This is a genomic window from uncultured Gemella sp. (genome assembly GCF_963525875.1).
GTDB lineage: Bacteria > Bacillota > Bacilli > Staphylococcales > Gemellaceae > Gemella.
Genome location: NZ_CAURMG010000024.1, coordinates 1 through 26,404 on the forward strand (window position 1 = coordinate 1; position 26,404 = coordinate 26,404).

Consider the following 26,404-nt stretch of genomic DNA (forward strand, 5'->3'; position numbering starts at 1 on the left):
CATCATCATACCCTCCAACTTTTGAGTATAAAAATAGACAATAGAGTTTTTAATTTATATCGTCTAAGATTATCTAATATTTATTTTTCTTTAAATTGATTTTATTGTATAGTTTAATAATTCTATTAATCCAATTATAAAAATTAAACTGGGATTCATAACAAATCCCAGTTTCATAATTAGCGTGTTCTTTTAATATAATTTTGTTTTAATTTCCCCCCTCTGCCCGTTCGTTTCTCTTATCTTTAAATAACTAATATATTTCATCTTAATAATATATTATAACACTTAGAGATATATACCTGCTATTTTACCAATCATTCAACTTACACTTCTAAAAATATGTTAACTTACTCTTAAACTTGCAATAAAAGAAGCTAACGCCCAAAATAAGCAGAACACCATAATGATATACAACAACGCCGTTCCAATACCAAGTAGGAATGTAATAAATGCAGAAAGTCATATGCTGTCATTCTTTTCTATTAAATCATTTTGAAGTGTCTCAAAGCATCCATGATGGCTTCTTCTTTTTCAGGTGTACACTGTGGAATAATTTGTTTCTCCTTTTTTGACTTGTTGTAATGTTCTCGTAATTCTATTCCACATTTCCTTTTTATCTGTGCAATATATAATGTTGAAACTTTTAATTGAAATTTATTCCAAACATATTCTTTGATTTGAGCATATGTTGCTTTACTCTCCGCACTTGTCAAATCCAGCTCATCCAGCTTAATTTCAACGTCTATATGCTTATCGACATCGAGTTTGGACAAAAGTGCTACCATCTCAATAGTGCAATTACTTCCATATTCTAAACCTCCAAATACTTTATACTTTTATACAAGTTGTATTATAGCATTTTTCAATCAAAATTTATAGGTCTAACTCGTTTCTCTTTACCTGTGTTAGTCATTTTTCTTGTTCCTGTAACTGCTCTATATTTGTAAAATTTTGCAAATACTATTACGCTATATTATCCATATCATACAATTTCTTATACTTATCATTTGTTGCGTAAAGTTCACTATGAGTTCCATCCATCTCTATTTCTCCATCTTTAATGAATATTATTCTATCCATATATTCGATAGAGTTTAAATGATGGGTAATCCATACAATTGTTTTATCTTTACTAGACTCAAAAATTGTAGTTAATAGTTCATGCTCTGTCTTTGGATCTAATCCTACAGTCGGCTCATCTAGTAATAACAATTCATTATTTTGAATTATACTTCTAGCAAAAGCAATACGTTGACGTTCTCCACCTGAAAACCTACTACCAGTTTCGAAGACATTCGTATCTATACCATCTGGTAAACTTTGAAGCAATTTAGTTAGTTGTGCTTTTTCTAAACTGTCATTAATTTTATCTTCAATTTCAGCTTCCTCTAATTTTGTATCTAGCAGAGAAAGTTTAAGATTTTCTCTAATCGTCATATCAAATAGGTAAGGTTTTTGGTTTAAAAGCGAAATTTCTGTACCTAACATTGTTTCTGTTGGTTTTTTATCAAGAACAGTAATCTCACCATGATAATCTGTATAAGTACCTGTTAATAATTTCACCAATGTAGATTTTCCTACACCACTTCTTCCTAATATTGCTACTTTCTCACCTTTTTTAATAGAAAGTGATAAATTATTTAAAATAGTTTTGCCTTTTTCATATTCAAAAGATAAGTTTTTAATATCAATAATATTTCCTTCTGAATTTATTGAATCAACAACTTCAACTTTTTCGTCATCTCCTTGAGCATAAAATTCTTTTACTCTATTTATAGAAACCTCGTATCCTGGAATGTGAGCCACAGCTTCACTTGTCATTACAGCTACACTAAGAACTGATAATACCATCATACAGAATGATGCGATATAAACATTTTCTACTACATTGTTAACAGTCATATTCCAACAACTATAAATCATTAAGAATGCTACGGCACCCGCAAGTATGTTTACAAAGTTTTCTCTTAAGTGAACGAATGTTTTAATCTTTCTTTCACGACGTAAAAGTTTTTCTTCTTTAGCTTGGTAATCATCCATAAATTCATTTACTTTATTAGAAGAAATCCAGTCACTTAGTCCAAAAATCGCACTTGTAAAATCACGGTATAGGTTGTACTTAGCTTCTTTCATAATTTGAAAGTTCTTTCTAGTAATAGTAAGTGAAGCAAATGGAACTACAAAGATTATAAAAATTCCAAATAGAGCTGCTAAGATTGCATAATTCGCATCATAGCCAAACATTACCGTAATGAAAAGTACATATAATACTAATGAAATAATACTTGGGAATATTGTTTTTAGATAGATATTTTGCATATTTTCAATATCTTCAGAAATAATACCTAGTAAATCACCAGATTTATATTCTTTCTTCAATTTTAATGCTTTAGGTTCTAATATTTTATATACTCTACTACGCATTTTTTCGATTATACCTAAAACTAAGTTATGACTTACTAATCTTTGAATATAAGCAAATGTAGATTGTGACAGTGAAAATGTTCTTGTCAGTACTGTAGGTACTTGTAGCATTAAAATATTTCCAATTTGTAATGATGCTTTACTGATTAAGTAACCTGATACATACATTAACGCTGCTCCACTAATAACAGACATTAATCCTAAAAAGACTACTCCACTCATTACGCCTTTATTCTTTTTAATTTCTTTTCTTATAATTGAATTATTTTTCACTATAGCTGCCTCCTACTAGATTAGCTTTCAATTCTTCAAAACGCGGTGAATTTTTAAATTCAACTACTTTTTCAAAATTACTAACCTTTCCTTGTTCTAAATTTAACACATAATCTACATTATTCAACCAGTGTAGTCTGTGTGTAGCTATAATTACGGTTCTACCTTTAAATAATTCTAATAGTTTTTCTTTTATTTCAAACTCTGTTTCTATATCCAGATGACTTGTAGGTTCATCTAAAATAATTACTTCTCTGTTACTAATTAAAGCTCTGGCAATGGCAATACGTTGTGCTTGACCTCCACTTAACTCTTGACCACCTTCTCCAATATTAGTATCGTATCCTTGTGGTAATGTAGAAATAAATTTATCTAAACCTACTAACTCGCTAATTTTTCTTAACTGATCTTCGCTTATATTTTCATTAGTATAGAATAATATATTATTACGAATTGTATCTGGGAATACATAAGGAAATTGCGAAATATAAGAAATATTGTTTGACCAATGTACATTTTTTAAGTTTGTAACTTCATTATTTATTAATATCTCACCTTCACTCTGTTCATTAAACCCAGATAATACTGAGATTAATGAAGTTTTCCCACTTCCACTTTGGCCTACAAGGCAAATCTTTTCACCTTTGTTTATTGATAAAGTTATATTATCGAGAATTTTCTTCTCATCTTTTATTAAGCTTACATTTTGTAGTTTAATATTTTCCACACTTTCAATAGAAGATTTCTCTGATTTATTATTTTCATTATCGATTATCATTCTGTTGATATCTTCATATGCCATTTGTCCGTCAAGCGTTGCATGATAATCTGTTGCAGCTTGTTTCATAGGAAGGAAAAATTCAGGTGCTATTAATAATACTGTTAGTGATGGCAATAAGACTGTACTTCCATCTAATAAAAGTATCCCTAATCTTACTGCTAATAGTGCTATTGCTATTGTTGTTAAAAAATCTAAAGCAAAGCTATTTAAAAATGCAACACTTAGTGTTTTCATTGTACTTTGACGATATTCTCTGTTTTTCTTTTCCATAATAGGTAAGTAGTTTTTACTTACTCCTAAGAATTTAAGCGTCTCTACACCTCGAATTGTATCAATAAAGTTATTAGATAATGCTCTATATTTTTTATACTGTCTATTAGCCATATCTCTAGCATTAATTCCTAGTAGTATCATAAAAATAACGATAACTGGTATTACAGATATTATCATTAAGGCTGATACATAATCTGTATAAAATATAAATATAACTACTAAGGTTGGTATTATAGCTCCACGTATTTGTTTCGATACATTTAGCTCAAAATACTGTTTTACTTTACCTATTCCATCAATTGCTAATGTCACTAGTTTTCCTGATCCTTCTCTAGATGTGAAATCAGGTCCTAAATCAAAGTAACTATGAAGTAATTTTCTTCTAAGCTCTCTTTCGAACTTAATTGCATGATTTTCAGTAAAATATTGTTGTAAGTGTAAGAACACTATCCTAAAAATAAAACCTATTAAAAAAAGAACACTATCTCTTACAACATTATCAAAATTTTTATCAAATAGCCCAACTATGGCTTTTGCTAAAAAAGCAGCCTGTATAATTATACAAGCTGCTTCGAATATTGATAATATTAATAGTGTCAATGTAAGACTTTTTTTAACAGGAAGTCTTAATTTTGCTTCCTTTTTTTTCATTGACTAATACTCCAATTTATCTTCTTTAGTTAGTCGTTTTCTAAAAATAGAATATGACCAAACTTGGTATCCTAAAACGAATGGCAATAGGAATAATGCAACTATTGTCATAAGTCTTAGAGTGTATACTCCACTCGCAGCATCATAAATAAATAGTGATTGACTAACATCATTACTGTTTATAATAGCACGTGGGAACATACCTGCGAAGACACTTAGAGTTAGGAACGCTAATGTTCCTGATGTACTTAAGAATGCACCTAAGTCACGACCTTTAAAGTTTAAAACAAATGATAATACGAAGAATACTACCGCAATTACTGCTAGTACTAAACCAACATAATAGTTTGTTGTAAAGATATCTGTTTTAAATAATGCCCATATTGCAAATACTAATGTTACTACCGCAGCAAATGGGAATAATAATGCAGATGTTGCACGAGCTGCGTTTCTTAGTTCTCCTGTAGTTTTTAGAGCTAAGAATTGTGCTCCATGAACTAACATAAGAAGTAACATCATTACTCCACCAAGGATAGTGAATGGAGATAATAAACCTAAGAAACCATCAACTAAGTTTTTCTTAGAATCAAGGTTTGCTCCTGTCATGAAGTTAGCTACTGCAACTCCCCATAATACTGGAGGAAGTAAGCTACCAACAAACATTGCTATATCGAATGATTTAATCCAAGTTCTATTATCACCTAATTTACCTCTAAATTCAAATGATACGCCTCGCAAGATTAACGCTACTAACATTAATACGAATGCGATATAGTACCCACTAAATAATTTACCGTACCAGATCGGGAAAGCTGCGAACATTGCTCCACCACCTGTTAATAGCCAAACTTCGTTTGCATCCCAGAAAGGACCAATTGTATTGAAGTAAACACGTTTATCTTCATCAGTCTTACCTAGTACTTGAGCTAGTACCCCAACCCCGAAGTCATATCCTTCTAATACGAAGAATCCTGTAAATAGTATCGTAATAAGTAAGAACCAAATATTTGGTAATGCTACTGACCAATCCATACTATGCTACCTCCTTCACAGTTGTTTCTTTTTTGTTCATTGTGTATCTGAATGCGATATATTGTATAATACCTAACACTGTATATAACACACAGAATACTAATAATGAGAATAACACTGATGCACCTGAGTTTGGTGAAACCCCAGATTCAGTAGCCATTACTCCGAAGATTAAGAATGGTTGACGTCCCATCTCTGCCATAATCCAACCACAAGCAGTAGCAACTTCTGCTACTAGCAGTGTCCAAGGCATAAGTTTTAAAAACCAACCTTTTTTAGTTTCAGTTCTCTTGAATGAATATATAGTTCCAAGTAATGACATTAGGATTAAGATACCTACAGAAGCAGACATAATTCTGAATGAGTAGTAAATAGTTGGTACATGAGGTGTGTAATCAATGTGTTTTCCAACTACTGGATAGTATTTTTCGTCCATTTCTTTTTGAAGAGATTTCATACCTTTAAGACTTCCTTCAAATTTATCATATGCTAAGAAACTTAACATACCAGGAACTTCAAGGTGATGTTCTGCTTTTTGTTGTTTCTGATCAATTGTTGCTAGAACAGAGAATGGTGCTGAGTTTCCTGTATCTTCATATAGTGCCTCAGCTGCTGCAACTTTCATAGGATATTCTCTTACTAAATATTGCATTTGAGAGTGCCCAGTTACGAATAATCCAGTAGAACCAATTAGAGCAGCAATAATTGAAACTCTAAAAGCTTTTCTGAAGATTGCAACTTCGTGTTTACGAAGCATTTTCCAAGATGCAATACCTGCAATTGTAAATGCCCCTACTGTAATCGCCATTGTAATTACGTGAGGGAATTGATTCCATAAATATGGGTTTTTAATGATTGCAAAGAAGTCAATCATTTCTGCTTTTTTACCAATTACGCTGTTTTCAACATATTTAACACCAACTGGGTGTTGCATGAATGAGTTAGCTGATAAAATCCAGAACGCTGACATAACTGTCCCGATACCTACTAACCAAATACACATTGCGTGTAGTTTTTTATTAATTTTCTCCCAAGAGAAAATCCAAATACCGATAAATGTAGACTCAAGATAGAATGCAAGTAACGCTTCTATCGCAAGTGATGGCCCGAAAACATCCCCTACGAATGAAGAATATTCAGACCAGTTCATACCAAATTGGAACTCTTGTAGGATACCTGTAACAACCCCAACAGCGAAGTTAATTAGGAATAAGTGACCAAAGAACTTCGTAATTCTCTTATAATGCTCGTCGCCAGTTTTAACATAAATACTTTCAAAAATTGCGATTAAGAACACCATACCTATAGTGATAGGTACAAAGAAGAAGTGGAACACTGTTGTTGCTGCAAATTGTATCCTTGCAAGTAATAGTGGATCCAACATAGATATACCTCCTTATATGTGTTAAATTATATTTAATTGTAAATATTATATTATTATTGTATAACATAGTTATTATTATAGCAAAAGAAAAATGCTAAAAAGTAGCATATATACCACATTTTACCATTTTTCGTTCACAATTTGTACACATTTCACGATAAATTCTATTGTTATCGCATAGTTGAACATTGGATTAATTAATTTTTTTATATTTTAGCTATGTGTTACTCCCAAAAATAGACTTACAATTAGGATAACAAGTACTAAAATACAAATTCTTACAAATTTATAATCTTTTTCTTCAATATAGACATACAGTAAGCCCAATATACGTAGTACAGGTGTTAATATTAAAAGAAATATACCGAACATTAAGTACGAATAATAATTAAGTGATACTAATCCTATTAGCATTTCTTTAAAAGTATATCTCTCTACCGTTAATACTCCATCTGCTCCTTGTATAAAACTAAGTATTATGCCTGTTATAATAAAGAATGAACTTACAAAAACTCCTGTTTTTATAATATTTGCAATTACTACATTAATGTCTCTTTTTTCACTCATATTAAAGCACCCCCAGTCCTTTAAGGAACATATTAACTATTGTAAATAACAGAATTGGGAGAAAAATTAAGCGTATGTATTTAGCATCTAATCTTTGCATCACTTTCGCACCTGTTCTTGAACCTATTAAAGTTCCTAATGCAATCGGTGCTGCTACCGCTGGATTAATAGTTCCATTAAAGAAATATATTAACGCACTTGCTGTAGCTGTTACTCCCATCATGAAATTACTTGTTGCTGTACTTACTTTAATTGGTAATTTCATATAACTGTCTAAGGCTATTACTTTAAAAGCTCCACTTCCAATTCCTAGTAGCCCACTGGCAAATCCTGCCCCAAACATTACTAACGAACCTTGTGGAACATTTGCAACATTATATTCAATAGTTTCGCCTGTTGCTTTATCATAATATGATGAATTAAGTTTATATTTTTCGGCATATTTATCATTTTCTACTTTTTCTTCTACTCTTTTTTTGGTAATTATACCTGCTTTTTTAAGCATTCCGTAAAAAGAATTCAATAGTATCAATGAGAAAAATATATATAATAATTTAGATGAAAATATACCTGCCATAAGAGCACCAACTACTCCTCCTGCAGTAGTAAATACTTCTAATAGCATTCCAACTCTCATATTGCTTACATGATCTTTTACGAATGCTATCGCAGAACCACTACTTGTTGCTATAACAGCAACAATACTTGCTCCAATAGCATATTTAATATCAAATCCAAATAAAATTGTTAATGCAGGAGTGATGATGATTCCACCACCTAGCCCTACTAAAGAACCTAAGAATCCCGCAAAAACAGCTATAAGCATAAATTGTAATATTTCTACCATACATTCACCTTCTAATCTTTTGAATATATTACTAACACATTTGCAGTTACATGCAACTCAATTGCTTTTTCAGTTGAAAATTCATTACTTGTTGCATTAGGACGATTTAAAGTGAGAAATAAATTATCTACTTCATATTTTGAATTTTTAATTGTCATCACTGTATTCTCATAAATAGGAACTATTGAGAAATATTTATATCCTTCTATTCTTTCAAAAATATTTAATCCTTTTTTAGCTGTTGTGATTATATTATTATCATCTATAATTCTAATTTTAATATTATTGTACTTTAAATTATTTAATAACAAAACATTTCCAAAAAAGTGATCTAATCTTCGACCAGTTGCTCCATATATATCTATGACTTCAACTTCATTAAATAATTCTAATAAATTTTTTAGTGCAAATTCTGCATCTGTTAAATCTTCACTATTTTTTACTTTAAAGTACTTAGATTTTTCTTCAACTTCTTTTCTTTGATCCAAAGTTATCGAATCAAAATCTCCGCAACTTAATATTGGACTCACTCCTTTATTAAGTAAGTACAATGCTCCTTTATCTACTCCACACCATAAGTTATTTGATGGTATTTCTTTTGGAAATACTCCTCCTAACATTATGTTTATCTTTTTTATATTCATTATTTTAACAACTCACCTAAAGTTTTTTCTTTGTCGCTTGCTCCAAATAAAAATGAACCACATACTAGTAAGTCTGCACCTTTATCTCGACAAGCTTTTGAAGTTTCTATATTAATTCCGCCATCTACTTCTATTAAGAAGTTATAACCTTTATTTTCACGAATCTTTGCTAGTTCTTCGATTTTTTCTAACATCTCTTGTATAAATTTTTGCCCACCAAATCCAGGGTTAACTGTCATAACCAGAACATAATCTAATTTTGGCAATAAATACTTTATACTTTCAATTGGCGTTTGAGGATTTAATACAATTCCAGCTTTTTTTCCATTATCTCTAATTACTTGAACTAATCTGTCCGCATGATTTGTAGCTTCAATATGGAACGAAACCATATCACACCCTACTTTACAAAATTGCTCAACATAATTTTCTGGATTATCTATCATTAAATGACAATCGAATATCTTATCTGTTTTTGAACGAATAGACTCAATTATTGGGAATCCAAATGAAATATTTGGAACAAAATTCCCATCCATTACGTCGATGTGAAACATATCAATTCCGATATTCTCTAATTCTTTAATATCTCTTTCTAAGTTAGCAAAATCTGCTGATAAAATTGAAGGTAATATTTTCTTCATCTTATCTCTCCTTTACATATTTTCTTTTTTGATTTTGTTTTTCTGTAAATAACACCTTATAATCTTCATAACGACTTGCAAGTATTTCTTTACTTTCAACAGCTTTTTTAACACCACATTGAATTTCTTCCATATGATTACATGGTTTGAATTTACAATCATAATCATGAAATTCTCTAAACAGGTATTGTAAATCTTCTTTTTCAATAAATGTAATATCAAGTGAAGAAAATCCTGGTGTATCTGCTATATAAAAATCATCAATTTGATAAAATTCCGTATGCCTTGTTGTATGTCGTCCACGTCCCAAATGTTTTGAAATTTCTCCTGTTTCGATATCTAAATGCTCTGCTAATTTATTAATGAACGTAGATTTTCCTGCTCCTGATTGTCCTGATATTGCTACATATTTATTAGAAATAACCTCTTTAAGTTTATCGATATCTTCCTCTGAATTTGTGAAAACCTGATATCCAATTTCATAGTAATAATTCATTATTTCTTTCATTTCCCCTAGTTCTTCTTCAGTTAATAAATCTAACTTGGTAAAAATGATAATGATATCTACATTACTATTTTCATTTAAACAAATTATTTTATTTAGTAGTTTACTAGAAAATTCTGGGTCTTTTACTGATACTACAATAATACTATAGTCTATATTGGCAACTTTTGGTCGTAATAATTCATTCTTTCTTTCTAGTATTTCTATCACATATCCCGTGTTATTATCACTTAATTGAATTTTTACATCGTCACCTACTAAAGGTGTAATATTCTCATTTCTAAAGTTGCCTCGTGCTCGACACGTAACTATTTCTCCAGAACAATTTACATAATAAAATCCACTAAGTGCTTTTAAAATTTTTCCTTCTTTAGTCATGTTCCTCCTATCCCCTTTGGGTATTTACTATAGCTATTTATTTATTTTTCCTCTTATATCTGCTTTAGTTTTTTCTGCTAGTTTTAACATTTCTATAGAGTGTTCCTCAGAAAGTTTTGTCATAGTATCACCTGATACCATTCTTGCCACTTCTGCAATTTTCTCTTCTTCAGTTAACTCTCTAATCACAGTTAAAGTTCTCTTATCAATGATTTCTTTACTAATCAGTAAGTTAGTATCTGCCAAAGCTGTAGTTTGCGGTAAGTGCGAAATACAAAGTACTTGAGAACCTACACCAAGCTGGTACATTTTTTCTGCCATTCTTTGAGATACTCTACCGCTAACACCAGTATCAATTTCATCAAATATTATTGAAGTGGCTTCTATACTTCTTGAGAAAATAATTTTTAGAGCTAACATTACCCTAGATAGTTCTCCTCCAGATGCCACTTTTGATAATGATTTCAGAGGCTCTCCAAGGTTTGCACTAATCAGTATTTTAACATCATCTTTTCCTGTAGATGAGAATTCTTTTTCTTTGAAATCAACTTTAATAGTACTTTTCTCCATATATAAGAATTTCAATTCATCTTGTATTAATTTTTCTAATTTAAGCGCTGTTTCTTTTCTTATCGAACTCAAATTTTCGGCTAAAACTACTAATTCTTTTTCTATTTTCTTGCTTTCTTCTAAGTAATTCCCAAAATTTTCTTCATAGTTTTCTAGCTCATCCAATTCTTCTTTAATATTCTCTGTGAATACTATAAGATCATTTAGTGGTTTTGAATATTTTTTCTCTAAAGTCTTTATCTTATCTAATCTATAGATTAATCTATCCAATTTTTCTTCGTCATATTCTATTACATCAGTATAACTAGATACTTCATATTTCAAATCATCAAGAATATAATATAAATTAGTAATTTCCTCATACTTTTCTTCAAAATTAGAATTATATCTACTCAGTTCTCCTAAATTAGACCTGATTTCTGCTAGTTTTGATAAAACTCCATACTCTCCTCCATCAATTCCTTCTGTTATACTATGAGCAAGGTTATTAACCTTTTCGAAGTTTTCTAAGTAATCAATATCTTTTTCAAGAGCTAAATCTTCATCTTTTTTAAGCTTCATTTGACTTAATTCTTTATACTGATATTTTAAGAAGTCAACTTTTTGAAGTACATCACTTTCTTGTTGTTTTAATTTATCAATTTTTTCTTTAATTACTTGATATTCTTTATACTTTTCTTTGTATTTAATATAAACAGGTTGTATTTTTTCTTTATTAAACGAATCGACTAAATTAAGGTGATTTTTTTCTACTAATAGAACTTGATTATCATGTTGTTCATGAATATCTAATAAGTGAGCAGCTATTTTTTTTAATGTTGACAGGTTAACAATCGTACCATTAATTCTACAAACACTTTTTCCACTACTATAAATATCTCGACGAACTACAATAACTTCATCCTCTAAATCTAAGTCTAATTCATTAAAAATTTCCTTAACTTCCTTACTCTTTGGAAAATCAAATACTCCTTCTACACTAGCCTTTTCTTCTCCATAACGAATATAAGACGTTGAGGTTCTTTGACCTGACAATTGTGAAATTGCTGCTAGAATCATCGATTTTCCCGCTCCAGTTTCTCCACTTAAGACAGTTAAACCATTTTTTAGTTCTATAGTAGCTTTTTCAATTATTCCAAATTGCTTAATATTTAACTGAATTAACATTGATTCCTCCTCTATTTAAAGTGATTGTGAGCATTATTGACAATATGCTCGATGTTTATATTTTTATTTTCTATTTCTTTAGTTTCATTGTATTTTAAAGTCATTAGGAATTCAATATTTCCTTCTCCCCCTGTTATTGGTGAATACGAAAGGTTTGTCATACTGAAACCAACACTATTTGCTAGTAATAACACTTTTTCTACAACTTCCAATTGAACTTTTTTATCTCGAACAATTCCACCTTTACCTACCTTATCTTTTCCCGCTTCAAATTGAGGTTTCACAAGGGCACAAACCTCTCCTCCGTCTTTTATAATCTCAGCTAGATTTGGTAATATCAATGATAGTGAAATAAATGAAACATCGATAGAGGCTATATCTATATCATATACATCAAAATCCTCTTTTACTGAATGTCTAAAGTTAGTCTGTTCCATAACCTTAACTCGTTCATCGTTACGTAATTTCCAAACAAGTTGATTCGTACCAACATCTAAAGCATAGACAAACTTTGCTCCATTTTGTAAAGCACAATCCGTAAATCCTCCAGTAGAAGAACCTATATCAATCATAACTTTATTCTTCACATCAAAATTGAGTTCTTTTATTGCTTTTTCTAGTTTTAGTCCTCCACGGCTTACATAAGGCATCTGTTTACCTTTAATTCTAAGCTCAGCCGTCGACTCAACCTTTTCTCCTGCTTTATCTATTCTAATATTATCATTATAAACAATACCAGCCATTATTGCTCGTTTTGCTTTTTCTCGTGATTCAAATAGCCCTTGACTCACACAAAGGACATCTGCTCTTTCTTTCGCCATAATTACCTCTTTATATTTTACTACATGTGAAAATTTCGATATACCTTCTACTTTAGAAATTATCACAGTCTTTCTTATTAATTTTACCATATTAATAACTTTTTAGCTATGAGAATGAAGCTTTTATATACACTTTATGTCTAAAATTATCTATTAATCTTATTGAAATTAATAAAGAGCAACTTAGAGAGGATAATTCTCTAAGTTACTCTTATAATTTTCTACTATTTTACTTTTTTAATATTCCAGATATCTTTAGCGTATTCGGCTACAGATCTATCTGCTGAGAAGATACCAGCATTAGCTGTATTTACTAAGCTCATACGACCCCATTTTGCTTTATCTTGATATGTTTGGGCCACTTTTTCTTGTGCTGCCACATAACTTTCAAAATCAGCTAGACACATATAATTATCTTGTGTTAATAGATAGTCTACGATAAAGCTGAAGTTCATACCACCAACAGTCATAGTTCTAATGAAATCTAAAGTTTCTTTAATCTTAGTTGAATTATTATAGTATTCCCATGGTTTATAACCTTGTGCATTTAAGGCATCAACCTCTGGAGTTTCTAGTCCAAAGATAAAGATGTTATCATCACCTACTGCTTCATGAATCTCAACGTTGGCGCCATCTAAAGTACCTAGTGTTAACGCTCCATTAAGCATTAGTTTCATATTACCTGTTCCACTTGCTTCTTTACCAGCTTGTGAAATTTGTTCACTAATGTCAGCTGCTGGAATAATTTTTTCTGCTAGCGTTACTTTGTAATCTGGTAAGAATACAACTTTAATGTAATCGCGAACTAGTTCATCACATTCTATCATTTGTGAGATTGAGTGGATAAATTTAATTATATTTTTTGCCATTTGATATCCTGATGAAGCTTTTGCTGCGAAAATAAACGTTCTTGGTACTGGACGTAATCCATTATATTTTATCTCTCTGTATAAGTATACAATATGCAATGCATTTAGTAATTGACGTTTATATTCATGAAGTCTTTTAACTTGAACATCAAAAATTGAATCTGGATTTACTGTAATACCTGTAGTATTTTGAATATATTTTGCAAGTTGTTCTTTTTTAACCTTTTTAATTTCTTGAAGCTTAGCTACAACTTTCTTATCATTTTTATATTCATTTAGCTTACTAATCTTAGATAAATCTTTTACAAAGTCATCTCCGATTAATTCTTCAAGGTAAGTTGCTAACTCAGGATTTGCTTGACCTAACCATCTACGGTGTGCTATACCATTAGTTACATTACCGAATTTAGTTGGATAAAGTTCACTAAATGCTCTAAATGTAGAATCTACAAGAATATCACTGTGTAGTTTTGATACACCATTAACATTATGACTTCCTACGATTGATAAGTTAGCCATTCTAATCTGATTATCATATATAATTGCAGTCTCTGCTAATGTGAATTCTTTTCCTTGATCAATTACCCATTGACAGAATCGTTTGTTAATTTCTTCAATAATAGAGTAAATACGTGGTAATAATGGTTTAAATAAATCCACTGACCATTTTTCTAAAGCTTCTGCCATAATCGTATGGTTTGTGTAGGCAAAAGTTTTAGTTGTAATTTCCCAAGCCTTATCCCATGAATAACCATATTCATCAAGTAATAATCTCATTAATTCTGGTACTCCCATCGCAGGGTGAGTATCATTGATATGTAAAGCAACATGTTCACTTAAGTTTTCTAATGTACCAAATTCATTATAGTGATTTTTCACTAATTGTTGTAATGACGCACTGATGAAGAAGTATTGTTGTTTAATACGTAATTCTTTACCTTCATTTGTGCTATCTGCTGGATATAATAATTTAGAAATTGAAGAAGCAATTGCTTCTGCTTCAGAAGATTTTGAGTATTCTCCACGTTCGAACAATTTCATATTAAATCCAGTTTTTGCTTTTGCTTCCCATAAACGCAATGTATTTACAGTTTTTGTTTTATAACCAGAAATTAGTAAATCATAAGGTTCTGCTTGGATTGAAGTATAATCTTTATGTTCAACTTTAAAACCATTTTCTGTCATTTTTTCTTCGACATGTCCATAGAATCTTACTTCAATTTCTTCGTCATTTCTATAAACTAATCCATACTTACCTAGATCTAACCAATAGTCCGGGAATTCTTGTTGCCACCCATTATTAATTACTTGTTTAAAGATACCATATTCATATAAAATTGAAAATCCTGTAACTGGGTAATCAGTACTTGTTAAAGCATCTAAATAACATGAAGCAAGACGTCCTAGACCACCGTTACCTAATCCTGGATCTGGCTCGATATCATAAATTTCATCTAAGTCAAAATTATTGTCTGCTAAAAATTTATTTACATCTTTTTCTACACCTAAATTATACAAGTTATTTCTTAATGTTCTACCTACAAGAAACTCCATTGACATATAGTAAGCACGTTTTTGCTTTGTTTTTTTCAATTCTTGTTCGTATGCAAATTTTTTCTCAGATAGTTTTTCTCTTACTGTACTCATAAGAGCTTCATAAACCTGACGTTTACTTGCTGAAGCTATAGTTATACCAAATTGTCTTTTTAAATACTTCTCAACTTTTTGTTCAAATTCTTTGTTTTTCATTAGTGTCTCCTAACTCCTAGTGTTTTACACAATTTCATTATACATATCTATATATTGTAATGCTGATTTTTTCCAACTTACATCCTGTTTTATTGCGTTTGTCATAATTTTGTTCCAAATATGACGTTCTTGATAATAACAATACGTTGCCCTGTAAATGGCATCTAGCATATCGTAAGCATCGAAACTTTCGAAAGTAAACCCTGTTCCAAATTTACCATCGAATGGAACTACTGTATCTCTTAATCCGCCCACTCTATGTACGATTGGAATAGTCGCATATCTCATTGAAATCAACTGAGACAACCCACAAGGTTCTGTTTTTGATGGCATTAAGAACATATCACAAGAACTATAAACTTTTGATGAAACTTCTGGTGAAAACATTATTAAACTTCTTACTTTGTCGTGACGACGATACTCAAGAGAACGTAATGCTTCTTCATAATGTCTATCTCCTGTTCCAAGAATTATTAGCTGTGCTCCTGTTTTTAATATTTCATCGGCTACGTGAAGGACTAAATCTATACCTTTTTGATGAGTTAATCTCGTAACCATACCAATCATTGGTATATTTTCATTTACTTCTAATGCCATTTCTTCTTGGAATTTTAATTTATTCTGAACTTTATTTTTTAATGTTTTCACATCAAAATTCTTGAAAATTTGCTTATCAGTTTTCGAATTGAACTTATCAGTATCTAAACCATTAATAATACCATGTAGCTTTCCTTGTTCTACTCTCAAGATGTCGTCTAAGCCATATGAAAAATATGGATCTAATATTTCATGTGCATACGTTTCACTCACTGTATTAATTCTATCAGCTAATTGGATAGCACCTTTTAATAGATTCAAATCACCTTTATATATTAAGGCATCAAAATATTTGTTATCTAAACCAAACAAGTACCCCATATCATACGGATTAAATTTACCTTGGAATTCGATATTATGAATAGAGATTACACTTTTAATATTTTGATAGAATTCCACTCCTCTTGATTTCAAATCATCAAGATAAATTACAGATAATGCTGCATGCCAGTCATTAGCATTAACTATATCAGGTTTATAATCTATATGAGGTAATATTTCTAAAGCTGCTTTAGAGAAGAAAGCAAATCTCTCTCCATCATCTTCTTGTCCATAGACACTAGCTCTATTAAAGTATTGTTCATTATCTATAAAATAGTATGTTACACCATTCACTTGTGCTTCAAATATTCCACAGTAAACAGTTCTCCACCCTAAGTTCATAAAAATATGCTGTTTATATTTTAAATCGTACTTTTCTCGATCTATTGAAGAATACAATGGCAGTACTACCCTTGCTTCTATATTTTCATCTTGAAGTGCCTTTGGTAAAGATCCTATAACATCTCCCAGTCCTCCAACTTTAACAAATGGTGCCGCCTCTGCCGCCACGAATAATATTTTCATTATATTTCTCCTTATTCGTTATTATTATCATACTAAAAGGGTTAGTTTTAGATGTAGTCTATCTGTATATTATACTCTATTTTCAATAGAAAATCGAAAGTTTTACAAAATTTTCCCACATTTTATTCTAACCCATTATTATTATTCTACTACTTTATTCTTTTCTACAATAACTTGACAGTTTTCAGTTCCTTTTAATTCTACTTTTTCTGAAACAACTGCACTTTTATCTACAATTACATAATCAAGGTATGCTGATTTTTTAATTACACTGTTAGACATAACTATCGAGTTCTTAATAACAGCACCTTCTTCAACCACAACATCCCTAAATAGTATACTGTCCTCAACTATACCGTTAATTTCACAGCCATCACCTAAAATAGAGTTTTTAACAATTGCTCCATCTCCATATGTTGTTGGCACACTATCTGCTACTCTTGTTAAGATATCAGTTCCTGATAAAAATAATTCATTTAGTTTCTCAGGGTTTAATAAGTCTTTGTTAAAGTTATAGTATTCTTGAACACTATTAATTGTTTTAACATAGTTTTTAACTTCATATCCATACACATTTAATCTGTGGAAATTTTTAGCGATAAAGTCTAATAATAGATCTTGCCAACCTAATGTCATACCTTTTTTAACTATTTCTTTGAACATATCCTTAGACATTATATAAATTTTCACTTGTGTTGGGCATACTTCGTTATATCCGTCATAGTGGAATAAGCTGTCGTATACTCTATGTTTATCATCAAAGATAATTTGAGATTCACGCTGTTGAGGTTGTCTATAAGTATACGCTAAAGTAATATCAGCATTTGTTGATTTATGATATTTTACCATATCTTTAAAGTCAATATTACCTACAATATTTCCATCTGCAAGAATACAGTATTCTTCTAATAAAGTGTCTGCGTATTTTGCAGCATCGCCTAATGCTTCTATTTTATTTTGAGCTAAACGATTTGACTGATGATTTGACATAGGAGTAATGAATTTTAATCCACTATTTTTTCTATTTAAATCCCAGTCTTTCCCCCAACTTAGGTGATCCATTAAAGATTTATAGTGGTGATTTGTTACTACTGCAATGTTAGAAACTTCTGCTTTTACTAAAGAAGACAACATAAAGTCAATCATTCTATATCTTGAAGCTACAGCTAAAGATGCTAGTATTCTATTTCTTACTAATCCTTGTAAATCATCATTACGATAATTATCTGCGAATAATATACAAAATGCATTTACCATATTATTTTCCCTCTACTTTCCTATTCTCATTTACAACTTCATCTCTACCGATTACAGTTATTTGCTCTTTCCCTAAAACTACTTCTCTATTACCAACTTCTACATTTTCTTTGATAACTGAACCTTCTGCTATAATTGAATTAAAGATTTTTGCTCCTTTTTCAATTAATACATTTTTCATAATAATACTTCCTACAATTTCCGCTCCTTCTTCAATTCTTACACCTGAAGAAATAATTGAATCTGAAATAGTACCATATACAGATGTCCCATCAGAAATCATAGAGTTTTTAACATTTGCACTATGAGCTAAATATTGTGGCATAGCTCCTTCGTGTCTATAGTATATTCTCCATAATTTATCATCGATATTAAAGTTTTCTTTATTTTTTATTAGGTCCATATTAGCTTCCCATAAGCTTTCAATTGTCCCTACATCTTTCCAATAACCATAGAATGGATATGCATAGATATTTTTACCTTCATTTAACATCATTGGAATAATGTTTTTACCAAAGTCTTTTTCACTTTCTTCATTTTCTTCATCACGAATCAAATATTCTCTAAGTTGATTCCAACTAAAAATATAGATTCCCATTGATGCTTTTGTTGAAATTGGATGTTCTGGTTTTTCTAAAAACTCTGTTACTTTCAAGTCTGAATTAGTATTTAAAATACCAAAACGACTTGCTTCTTCTATAGGTACATTAATATGAGCAATTGTTAAATCAGCACCTTTTTCTTTATGGAAATCTAACATTTCTTTATAATTCATTTTATAAATGTGATCTCCTGATAAAATAAGTACATATTCTGGATTATACTGCTCTATATATTTTATATTTTGATATATTGCATTTGCAGTACCCTTATACCATTCACCAGTTTTTCCGGCTGTATAAGGTGGTAAAATAGATAAACCTCCATCCATTCTATCTAAATCCCATGGTTGACCATTTCCCATATATGAGTTAAGTTCAAGTGGCATAAACTGTGTTAATACTCCAACTGTTGAAATACCTGAATTTGCACAGTTTGATAACGGGAAATCGATGATTCTATATTTCCCTCCAAAAGGTACAGCTGGTTTAGCCATATCTTTTGTTAAAACTTGAAGCCTTGTTCCTTGTCCTCCTGCTAGTAGCATAGCTACTACTTCTTTTTTTCGTGCCATTATTTTGACCCCCTTCTCCTAAACTTATTATTTCTTTTCTATATACATTGTTGTATAAGGTGGAATGTTTATACTCAAAGTATATTTAAATTCATTTTTTTCTTTATTTATCGTTTTTAAATTTCTGTTAGTAATAGCTATACCATCATACTTTTTAGCATCCGAGTTCAATACTATTTTATAACTCCCCCAAGTATCTACTCCAATTTCATAATTTTTTAATACTTGACTTGAAAAATTACTAATTACTAGTACTTCTTTGCCTGCTCTATCTTTTCGTGAAAAAGCGAATACATTATTAATATAATCATCCACTACATGCCACTTAAATCCATCCCAATCACTATCATTCTCCCATAATGCTGGTGTGTTTTTATAGAATTTGTTTAATTCCTTAACATATCTGTGCGTGAAAACGTGTTTTGGATATAACATCAATAACCAATCTAATTCTCTTTCTTCATCCCACTCGATATACTGAGCAATGTCAATTCCCATAAAAGTTAATTTTTTCCCTGGGTGTGCATACATATATCCTAAAAATGCTTTGAAATTACCAAATTTCTCATCATAAGGTACTGGACTCTTATCTAAAAGTGATTTTTTCCCATGAACTACTTCATCGTGTGATATAGGTAGAATGAAGTTTTCTGAGAATGCATAGTGCATTGAAAAAGTAAATTTGTTATGTACTCCTTTTCTAAAGAAAGGATCTGTTTCTAAATAATCAAGACTGTCATTCATCCATCCCATATTCCACTTGAAGTCAAAGCCTAAACCACCGTGTTCGACCGCAGCTGTAACCTTTGGATAACTTGTAGATTCTTCAGCAATCATACTAACACCAGGGTAATTTTCTTTTATATATAGATTAAGATTTTTTATAAAATCAATTGCTTCTAGATTTTCGAATCCGCCATAGATATTTCTTGCAGATTTTTCTTCATCTCGGCAATAATTTAAAAATATCATAGAACTAACAGCATCCACTCTAATTCCATCAATATGATAATCTTCTATCCAAGAAACTGCACTCGAAGTTAAGAATGACTTAATTTCGTTTCGACCATAATCAAAAACTCTTGTTCCCCAACCTTCATGCTCCATTTTCCTCGGATCAGAATATTCATAACAAGGAGTTCCGTCAAATTCATATAACCCATGAGCATCTTTTGTAAAATGACCAGGAACCCAGTCTAAAATTACTCCTATATTATTTTGATGACAACGATCTACAAAATACATGAAATCTTCCGGTGTTCCATATCTAGAAGTTGGCGAGAAATAACCAGTCGCCTGATACCCCCATGATTTATCATATGGATATTCCGTTACCGGTAGTAATTCGATATGAGTGTAATTCATTTCTTTAACATAATCTACCAGTGTGTGTGCTAAATCTCTATAGCTCATCTCTTTACCATCTTCGTGGTGTTTCCATGATCCTAAGTGTACTTCATAAACATTCATCGGACGATGATAAGGTACTTCTCTATTTTTCATCCATCTGCTATCATTCCATTTGTAATCTGGCATAGAATAAACTTTTGACGCTGTCAACGGTCTAGTCTCTGCATGTTTCGCATATGGATCAGCCTTCCATAATTCAACTCCACTTCTAGTAACTATGATATACTTATAAGCATCAAATTGGCTAACACCTGATATTGTAATTTCATAAATACCTTTGTCATTTATAAGTTTCATTTCATGAGTATGTGGATACCACGAACAAAATTCACCTGTAACAAAAACTTTTTTCGCATTTGGAGCCCACACTCTAAAAGTACATGTGTCTCCTTCTAAAAATGATCCTAAAAATTTATGGCTATGATAATTTGTCCCTTCATGAAATAAATATTCCGCCATATTATTATTCACTTAATAACCCCCTTTTCTTTAAAAGTAACCGTTTTCTTCTACTCTTAAAAAAATTTATTATAAAAAATACTGCGTTTAAAATAGTTAAAATTATACCCGCTTATTCATTAGAAATTTATACCTATATTATAACACAAAAGGTGTTAAGTGTAAATGTTTTCTGTAACTTTTTCCAAACGTTAATTATACCCTTTACATTGCTTTTATACTAATATTTTTTTGTTTTTTTATAATAATAATATTTACATTTAAAAACTTTTATATTAAAATAAAAATGATGAATTTTGTAAAACAGTTTAATAACAAAAAATTTACATTTCGGAGAAGAAAAATATGATTAAATTTAATCCAATAAAAAATAAATTTCCTAAAGGAGCTATTAATAACAAAGAAAACTTTAAATTCGAAGTTTTAATTAAAGATGATTTTTACTTTAATGATCTAAAGATTGTAATTAGAAATGATTTTACAGGTGAATTAATTAGTAAAAGTTTAACATTCAAAGAAAAAACTGAAGAAAATTACACGAAATATAGTGTAAACTTTGAGCCATTTAACATAGGTTTATACTTTTATCATTTTGAAGTTCATTTTGATAATTTCTATGTTTTTCTAAAAAATGACAGACTTAATACTAAATTAGTAAACAATATTGATGATCTTCCAGATTGGCAACTGACAGTTTATGATTCAAACTTTACTACCCCATCATGGTACAAAGGCTCTATTATGTATCAAATTTTTCCAGATAGATTTAAACGCAGCGAGAAATATGTTGCACAAGTGGCTAGAAATGAAAATATTAGAATTCGTCATGAAAATTGGAACAACATTCCACATTCTTCTATTACTCATGAAAATTACGGGGCTAAAGATTTCCTAATGGGTAATTTATTAGGGATTGAAGAAGAAAAAGAATATTTTAAAAAATTAAATATTGAAAGTATTTATCTTAACCCTATTGTAGAAAGCCCTGAAAACCATAGATATTCTACTTCAGACTATTTTAATGTTGATCCATATTTTGGAACAAATGAACAATTTGAAAGTTTCTGTAAAAACTTTAAAAATGATAATATCAAAATTATTCTAGATGGTGTATTCAGTCACACTGGTTCAGATAGTATCTATTTCAACAGATATAATAACTACGATAGTATCGGTGCATTCAACTCTAAAAGTTCACCTTATTATCCTTGGTTCGACTTTAAGAATTTCCCTAATGAATATCACTCTTGGTGGGGATTTGATAACTTACCGACTGTAATAAAAGAAAATAAAGAATACAGTGATTTTATCAACAATAACGACACTGGAGTTGTTAATTTTTGGCAAAAATTAGGAATTTCAGGATGGCGTTTAGATGTTGCAGATGAATTTCCAGATGAATTTTTAGATCGAATTCGAGAGAGTGCTAAATATTATGATAAAGATGCTCTTATAATAGGTGAAGTTTGGGAAGATGCTACAAATAAAATTTCATATAATACACGTAGACGATATTTTTTAGGCGATCAGCTTGATAGTGTAATGAATTATCCTTGGAAAAATGCAATTATAGATTTTGTGAAAAATAAAAATGCAGAAGATTTTACTTTAGAAATATTAAAACTTGTAGAAAACTATCCTCGTCCTGCTCTTGATACAGTGATGAATTTACTAGGTAGTCATGATACTGAACGTGTTCTAACAATGTTAGCATTCGATAATCCAGAAAATATACCCGTCAACGAAAGACCTACTTATAAAATGTCACCTGAACAATATAATAAAGCGAAGGAACTACTTAAGTATGCAAGTTTTATCCAATTCACTTTACCTGGTGTACCATGTATCTATTATGGTGATGAAATAGGAATGTACGGTTTTAGAGATCCTTATAATAGATTAGGTTTTACACATAATAATAAAGATGAAGATTTATTAGATCACTACATTAAGCTATCAAAATTTAGAAATGACAATAAAGAGGATTTTATAACAAATTTTGAATTTATTTACACTAATGAAAAATGCGTTGCATATAAACGTAATAATATTCTTTGTATTATTAATCTTGACTCTAAAGCTCATTTTATTGAAAACTATTGTGGTGATAAATTATTCGGTAATACCGATATATATTCTACACCTTTTGGTATAGTTGTACCTCCACACAGCTATATAGCGATTAAAATTAAGTAATATTCTAACGAGGGAGTCCTTAAAATCATGATTTCAAAGAAATTGTCTTTATGAAGTCTCCCTATAAAGTTTCTTAAATATCTAATAAGCTTTTCAAAAGAAAATTTTAGATATTAATAAACCACTACATCATATATTACTACAAGCCTAATTCTTCTATAATCTAATTTACTCTACTGGATTATCAACAAAATAAAGATTCAGAAATCAGCTTTCATTAAAGCTATTTCTGAATCTTTTTATTATATTATCCTGAGTTTCTAAGTCCGGTAGCAACTCCATTAATCGTAATGTGAATTGTATTAATTTGCGAGTCTGGTAATTCACCTTCCCTAGCACGTTTAATTAACTCTACTTGAAGTAAGTTTAGAGTATTAAAGTACTGCAACCTATTTTCTAAACTGCGAGTTAAATAAGTATTATCTTCTAAAAATTCTTTATGTTCTGAAATTTCTAATACTACTTGTTTTGTTAAATTCCACTCTCTTAATATTTCATCATAGACTTTTTTAGTTTTTTCATCACGACATAGATTTGCATATTCTTTAGCAATTCCCATATTTGATTTTGACATTACCATATCCACATTTGATAATAATGAATTGAAGAACGGCCAGTTTTTATACATGTTACGAAGTATTTCTATATTATCTTTATTTTTACTAATAAAATTAGAGAATGCTGTACCTACTCCATACCAACCTGGTAACATTATTCTACTTTGTGACCATGAGAATACCCATGGAATAGCTCTCAGCCCTCCGATATCAGTAATTTTCTTACGAGAAGCTGGACGAGAGCCTATATTTAAACTAGAAATTTCTTTAATTGGTGTTGCTTCAAAGAAATAATTATAAAAGTTTTTATTTTCAAAAACTAACTCACGATACTTTTTATAACTATCGTTTACTATCTCATCCATAATTCTTTGAATTTCAGGAATGTCTCTAATATCTGTATTAACTTTATCAGCATTCATCCTTTGAATAACAGCAGAAAATAGTGCTTCTAAATTATAGTATGCTGCGTCGCTATTTCCATATTTAGCAGCAATAATTTCACCTTGTTCTGTTAATCGAATTCTATCTTGAACACTTCCTAACGGTTGAGAAATAATCGCGTCATAACTTGGTCCTCCACCTCGACCTACTGTTCCTCCACGCCCATGGAAGAAAGTAACTTTTATACTATGTTTTTCTCCTAATGAAGAAAGTTCTTGTTGTGCTTTATACAATGACCATCCTGATGATAAATATCCACCATCTTTATTACTATCAGAGTATCCTAACATAATTTCTTGATAATTTTTATTATCGCTTACCCATTTTTTCACTATATCAAGACTCAAATATTGATCCATAATTTCATATGAATTTTCCAAGTCTTCTATAGTTTCGAATAATGGAACTAGTTGCAGTCTAGCGAAATCACTTCCAACTAATCCTACCTCTTTTAACATAATTGCAAGCTCTAATAAATCAGAAATACTTGTTGTATGCGAGATAATATTTTGTTTAATAATATTTTCTCCAAGTTTATCTTTTAATTTCCTTGCTGTTCTAAAAATAGATAGTTCCTTTTTTAGTTCTTCTGATTGTTTATTTTCATCATTGATACTCAATGGTCGTGGATCTTCTTTTAATTGTTTTAGTAACAATTTACATTTTTCTTCTTCAGTAAGCCCACTATAATTTTTCTCTATATTTGCACTTTTTAATAGTTCCGCAACCGATGATTCATAAACACTTGAATCTTGTCTCATATCAATACTAGCTAAGTAGAATCCAAAGATTTTAACAACATTTAATAGTTCTTCAAACTCTCCAGTAATTAGAATTTCCCCTTTATTTTCTAACAATGATTTTTCAATAATTTCTAAATCATTAATAAATTCTGCAGATGTTAAATACTTTTCTCCAATTTCTTTATCATAAAGTAAGTATTCTTTTGTATTCTCTAATTTTTCCTTTATATAGAAAATAGCTCTTCTATACGGTTCTTTTTCTCTGTAAATCGATAAGTCATTCGAAAGATTAGCTAATTCTTCTAATTCTTTACTTTCTTCTATATATTGCGTTGACATAGAGAAAGTTCTATATAAACTTTCTAACTTTTCTAAGTAGTATGTTGTTATAAGCTCACATTGCTTCATTGCAGATAAATTTAATGTTTCTGCAGTTACAAATGGATTACCATCACGGTCTCCACCAATCCACATCCCCATAGTTATAGGTGTCTCATTTTTTAATTCAATGTTATTTTCTTTGAGCAGCATTTTGTACTCAGTCATCAATTTACCAATTGCTTTAATAAAAGATAAATTATAATACTCCAATACATTAGTGATTTCATTAGCTACTTTTAGTTTTTTTTCACGAATTATATCACTTTGAATTAGGATTTCTATATGCTTTTGAATATCATTTTTCCATTTTCTTTCATTAATAAGACCATTTTTTACATCACGATGTTTTCTTAATAATGTATGTAATTTTTCTGTTAAATCAAGAATCGTCTTACGTTGTACTTGAGTCGGATGTGCTGTTAATACTGGAACTACATTAATATTATCTAAAATATTTTTATCTTTAATATTATTTATAGATTCAGACAACTTACCAATATAAGCCTCGTTTGAATTATTTTTGAAGTTTACTTCATATGCTAAGTCAACATCCTCAGCAATATTAATTAATAAAGGTAAAACCGAGAAGAAATTAGCTACTATTTCCATCTCTTCTTGTGTTAAATCTTTAATAATAAGATTTAATTTATCATAATTTTTTTCATCAGCTAATGCTTTTAATTCTACAATTTTTTCAAACGTCTCTTCAGAAATTAACTTTTGTGTTGCTTTTAACAACATTTCTGTAAGAATTTGAA

19 protein-coding genes are annotated in these 26,404 nt (G+C 30.1%); 1 reads left to right on the top strand and 18 read right to left on the bottom strand.

The features are described 5' to 3' along the window. Nucleotides 1-485: 485 nt before the first annotated feature. The 17 genes from RWQ73_RS05455 to glgB all read right to left on the bottom strand — a co-directional run bounded on the left by RWQ73_RS05455 (nt 486) and on the right by glgB (nt 21,337). Entirely contained in the window at nt 486-716 is a 231-nt protein-coding gene (locus RWQ73_RS05455; RefSeq protein WP_314407143.1) for a 23S rRNA methyltransferase, read from the bottom strand. 250 nt (nt 717-966) lie between these two features. Further along, nucleotides 967-2,700, bottom strand: coding sequence for a thiol reductant ABC exporter subunit CydC (gene cydC, locus RWQ73_RS05460; RefSeq protein ID WP_314407145.1), 1,734 nt, complete (start codon nt 2,698-2,700; stop codon nt 967-969). After that, the gene (gene cydD, locus RWQ73_RS05465; RefSeq protein ID WP_314407147.1) at nt 2,690-4,405 is read right to left on the bottom strand and encodes a thiol reductant ABC exporter subunit CydD; all 1,716 of its coding nucleotides are present in this window, start codon (nt 4,403-4,405) and stop codon (nt 2,690-2,692) included. Before cydD ends, cydC begins: the two co-directional genes overlap by 11 nt. Nucleotides 4,406-4,408: 3 nt before the next feature. Continuing rightward, nucleotides 4,409-5,437 (bottom strand): cytochrome d ubiquinol oxidase subunit II, encoded by a 1,029-nt coding sequence (gene cydB, locus RWQ73_RS05470; protein WP_314084586.1) that lies wholly within the window; start codon nt 5,435-5,437, stop codon nt 4,409-4,411. A 1-nt stretch (nt 5,438) separates the two neighbouring features. After that, nucleotides 5,439-6,821 carry a cytochrome ubiquinol oxidase subunit I gene (locus RWQ73_RS05475; protein WP_314407149.1) on the bottom strand — a complete coding sequence of 461 codons (1,383 nt, stop codon included), beginning with the start codon at nt 6,819-6,821 and terminating at the stop codon, nt 5,439-5,441. A gap of 213 nt (nt 6,822-7,034) precedes the next feature. Further along, entirely contained in the window at nt 7,035-7,388 is a 354-nt protein-coding gene (locus RWQ73_RS05480) for a DUF1634 domain-containing protein (RefSeq protein ID WP_314407151.1), read from the bottom strand. A gap of 1 nt (nt 7,389) precedes the next feature. Next, the gene (locus RWQ73_RS05485; protein WP_314407152.1) at nt 7,390-8,235 is read right to left on the bottom strand and encodes a sulfite exporter TauE/SafE family protein; all 846 of its coding nucleotides are present in this window, start codon (nt 8,233-8,235) and stop codon (nt 7,390-7,392) included. An 11-nt stretch (nt 8,236-8,246) separates the two neighbouring features. Further along, complete coding sequence (locus RWQ73_RS05490) at nt 8,247-8,879, bottom strand: thiamine diphosphokinase (protein WP_314407153.1); 633 nt, start codon at nt 8,877-8,879, stop codon at nt 8,247-8,249. Next, the gene (rpe, locus tag RWQ73_RS05495) at nt 8,879-9,523 is read right to left on the bottom strand and encodes a ribulose-phosphate 3-epimerase (RefSeq protein WP_314407154.1); all 645 of its coding nucleotides are present in this window, start codon (nt 9,521-9,523) and stop codon (nt 8,879-8,881) included. Before rpe ends, RWQ73_RS05490 begins: the two co-directional genes overlap by 1 nt. Nucleotide 9,524: 1 nt before the next feature. Further along, the gene (gene rsgA / locus RWQ73_RS05500) at nt 9,525-10,406 is read right to left on the bottom strand and encodes a ribosome small subunit-dependent GTPase A (RefSeq protein WP_314407155.1); all 882 of its coding nucleotides are present in this window, start codon (nt 10,404-10,406) and stop codon (nt 9,525-9,527) included. Between the two features lie 33 nt (nt 10,407-10,439). Further along, entirely contained in the window at nt 10,440-12,143 is a 1,704-nt protein-coding gene (gene recN / locus RWQ73_RS05505; protein WP_314407156.1) for a DNA repair protein RecN, read from the bottom strand. A gap of 11 nt (nt 12,144-12,154) precedes the next feature. Further along, entirely contained in the window at nt 12,155-12,964 is an 810-nt protein-coding gene (locus RWQ73_RS05510; protein ID WP_314407158.1) for a TlyA family RNA methyltransferase, read from the bottom strand. A gap of 224 nt (nt 12,965-13,188) precedes the next feature. Beyond that, the gene (locus RWQ73_RS05515; RefSeq protein ID WP_314407160.1) at nt 13,189-15,582 is read right to left on the bottom strand and encodes a glycogen/starch/alpha-glucan phosphorylase; all 2,394 of its coding nucleotides are present in this window, start codon (nt 15,580-15,582) and stop codon (nt 13,189-13,191) included. A 24-nt stretch (nt 15,583-15,606) separates the two neighbouring features. Then, a complete protein-coding gene (locus RWQ73_RS05520) occupies nt 15,607-17,025 on the bottom strand; it encodes a glycogen synthase (protein WP_314407161.1) in 1,419 nt (472 codons plus the stop codon). Nucleotides 17,026-17,166: 141 nt separating this feature from the next. Beyond that, nucleotides 17,167-18,282, bottom strand: a complete 1,116-nt coding sequence (gene glgD, locus RWQ73_RS05525) for a glucose-1-phosphate adenylyltransferase subunit GlgD (RefSeq protein WP_314407162.1) — start codon at nt 18,280-18,282, stop codon at nt 17,167-17,169. 1 nt (nt 18,283) lies between these two features. Further along, a complete protein-coding gene (locus tag RWQ73_RS05530; protein WP_314407163.1) occupies nt 18,284-19,456 on the bottom strand; it encodes a glucose-1-phosphate adenylyltransferase in 1,173 nt (390 codons plus the stop codon). A gap of 27 nt (nt 19,457-19,483) precedes the next feature. After that, nucleotides 19,484-21,337, bottom strand: coding sequence for a 1,4-alpha-glucan branching protein GlgB (gene glgB / locus RWQ73_RS05535; protein ID WP_314407164.1), 1,854 nt, complete (start codon nt 21,335-21,337; stop codon nt 19,484-19,486). A 333-nt stretch (nt 21,338-21,670) separates the two neighbouring features. Between glgB and RWQ73_RS05540 the strand changes: the two genes are divergently transcribed. Continuing rightward, a complete protein-coding gene (locus RWQ73_RS05540) occupies nt 21,671-23,521 on the top strand; it encodes a glycoside hydrolase family 13 protein (protein ID WP_314407166.1) in 1,851 nt (616 codons plus the stop codon). Nucleotides 23,522-23,768: 247 nt separating this feature from the next. Here the strand turns inward: RWQ73_RS05540 and ppc are convergent. Then, nucleotides 23,769-26,404 (bottom strand): phosphoenolpyruvate carboxylase (gene ppc, locus RWQ73_RS05545; RefSeq protein ID WP_314407167.1); only part of this gene is annotated, 2,636 nt, incomplete at its 5' end.

Bases quoted from the DNA above. Each gene is read 5' to 3' on its own strand.
- cydD (WP_314407147.1), bottom strand. From the start codon at position 4,405: ATGAAAAAAAAGGAAGCAAAATTAAGACTTCCTGTTAAAAAAAGTCTT.
- glgD (WP_314407162.1), bottom strand. From the start codon at position 18,282: ATGGTAAATGCATTTTGTATATTATTCGCAGATAATTATCGTAATGAT.
- RWQ73_RS05510 (WP_314407158.1), bottom strand. From the start codon at position 12,964: ATGGCGAAAGAAAGAGCAGATGTCCTTTGTGTGAGTCAAGGGCTATTT.
- RWQ73_RS05475 (WP_314407149.1), bottom strand. From the start codon at position 6,821: ATGTTGGATCCACTATTACTTGCAAGGATACAATTTGCAGCAACAACA.
- rpe (WP_314407154.1), bottom strand. From the start codon at position 9,523: ATGAAGAAAATATTACCTTCAATTTTATCAGCAGATTTTGCTAACTTA.
- recN (WP_314407156.1), bottom strand. From the start codon at position 12,143: ATGTTAATTCAGTTAAATATTAAGCAATTTGGAATAATTGAAAAAGCT.
- cydB (WP_314084586.1), bottom strand. From the start codon at position 5,437: ATGGATTGGTCAGTAGCATTACCAAATATTTGGTTCTTACTTATTACG.
- RWQ73_RS05490 (WP_314407153.1), bottom strand. From the start codon at position 8,879: ATGAATATAAAAAAGATAAACATAATGTTAGGAGGAGTATTTCCAAAA.
- RWQ73_RS05515 (WP_314407160.1), bottom strand. From the start codon at position 15,582: ATGAAAAACAAAGAATTTGAACAAAAAGTTGAGAAGTATTTAAAAAGA.
- RWQ73_RS05540 (WP_314407166.1), top strand. From the start codon at position 21,671: ATGATTAAATTTAATCCAATAAAAAATAAATTTCCTAAAGGAGCTATT.
- RWQ73_RS05520 (WP_314407161.1), bottom strand. From the start codon at position 17,025: ATGAAAATATTATTCGTGGCGGCAGAGGCGGCACCATTTGTTAAAGTT.
- RWQ73_RS05485 (WP_314407152.1), bottom strand. From the start codon at position 8,235: ATGGTAGAAATATTACAATTTATGCTTATAGCTGTTTTTGCGGGATTC.
- RWQ73_RS05530 (WP_314407163.1), bottom strand. From the start codon at position 19,456: ATGGCACGAAAAAAAGAAGTAGTAGCTATGCTACTAGCAGGAGGACAA.
- RWQ73_RS05480 (WP_314407151.1), bottom strand. From the start codon at position 7,388: ATGAGTGAAAAAAGAGACATTAATGTAGTAATTGCAAATATTATAAAA.
- rsgA (WP_314407155.1), bottom strand. From the start codon at position 10,406: ATGACTAAAGAAGGAAAAATTTTAAAAGCACTTAGTGGATTTTATTAT.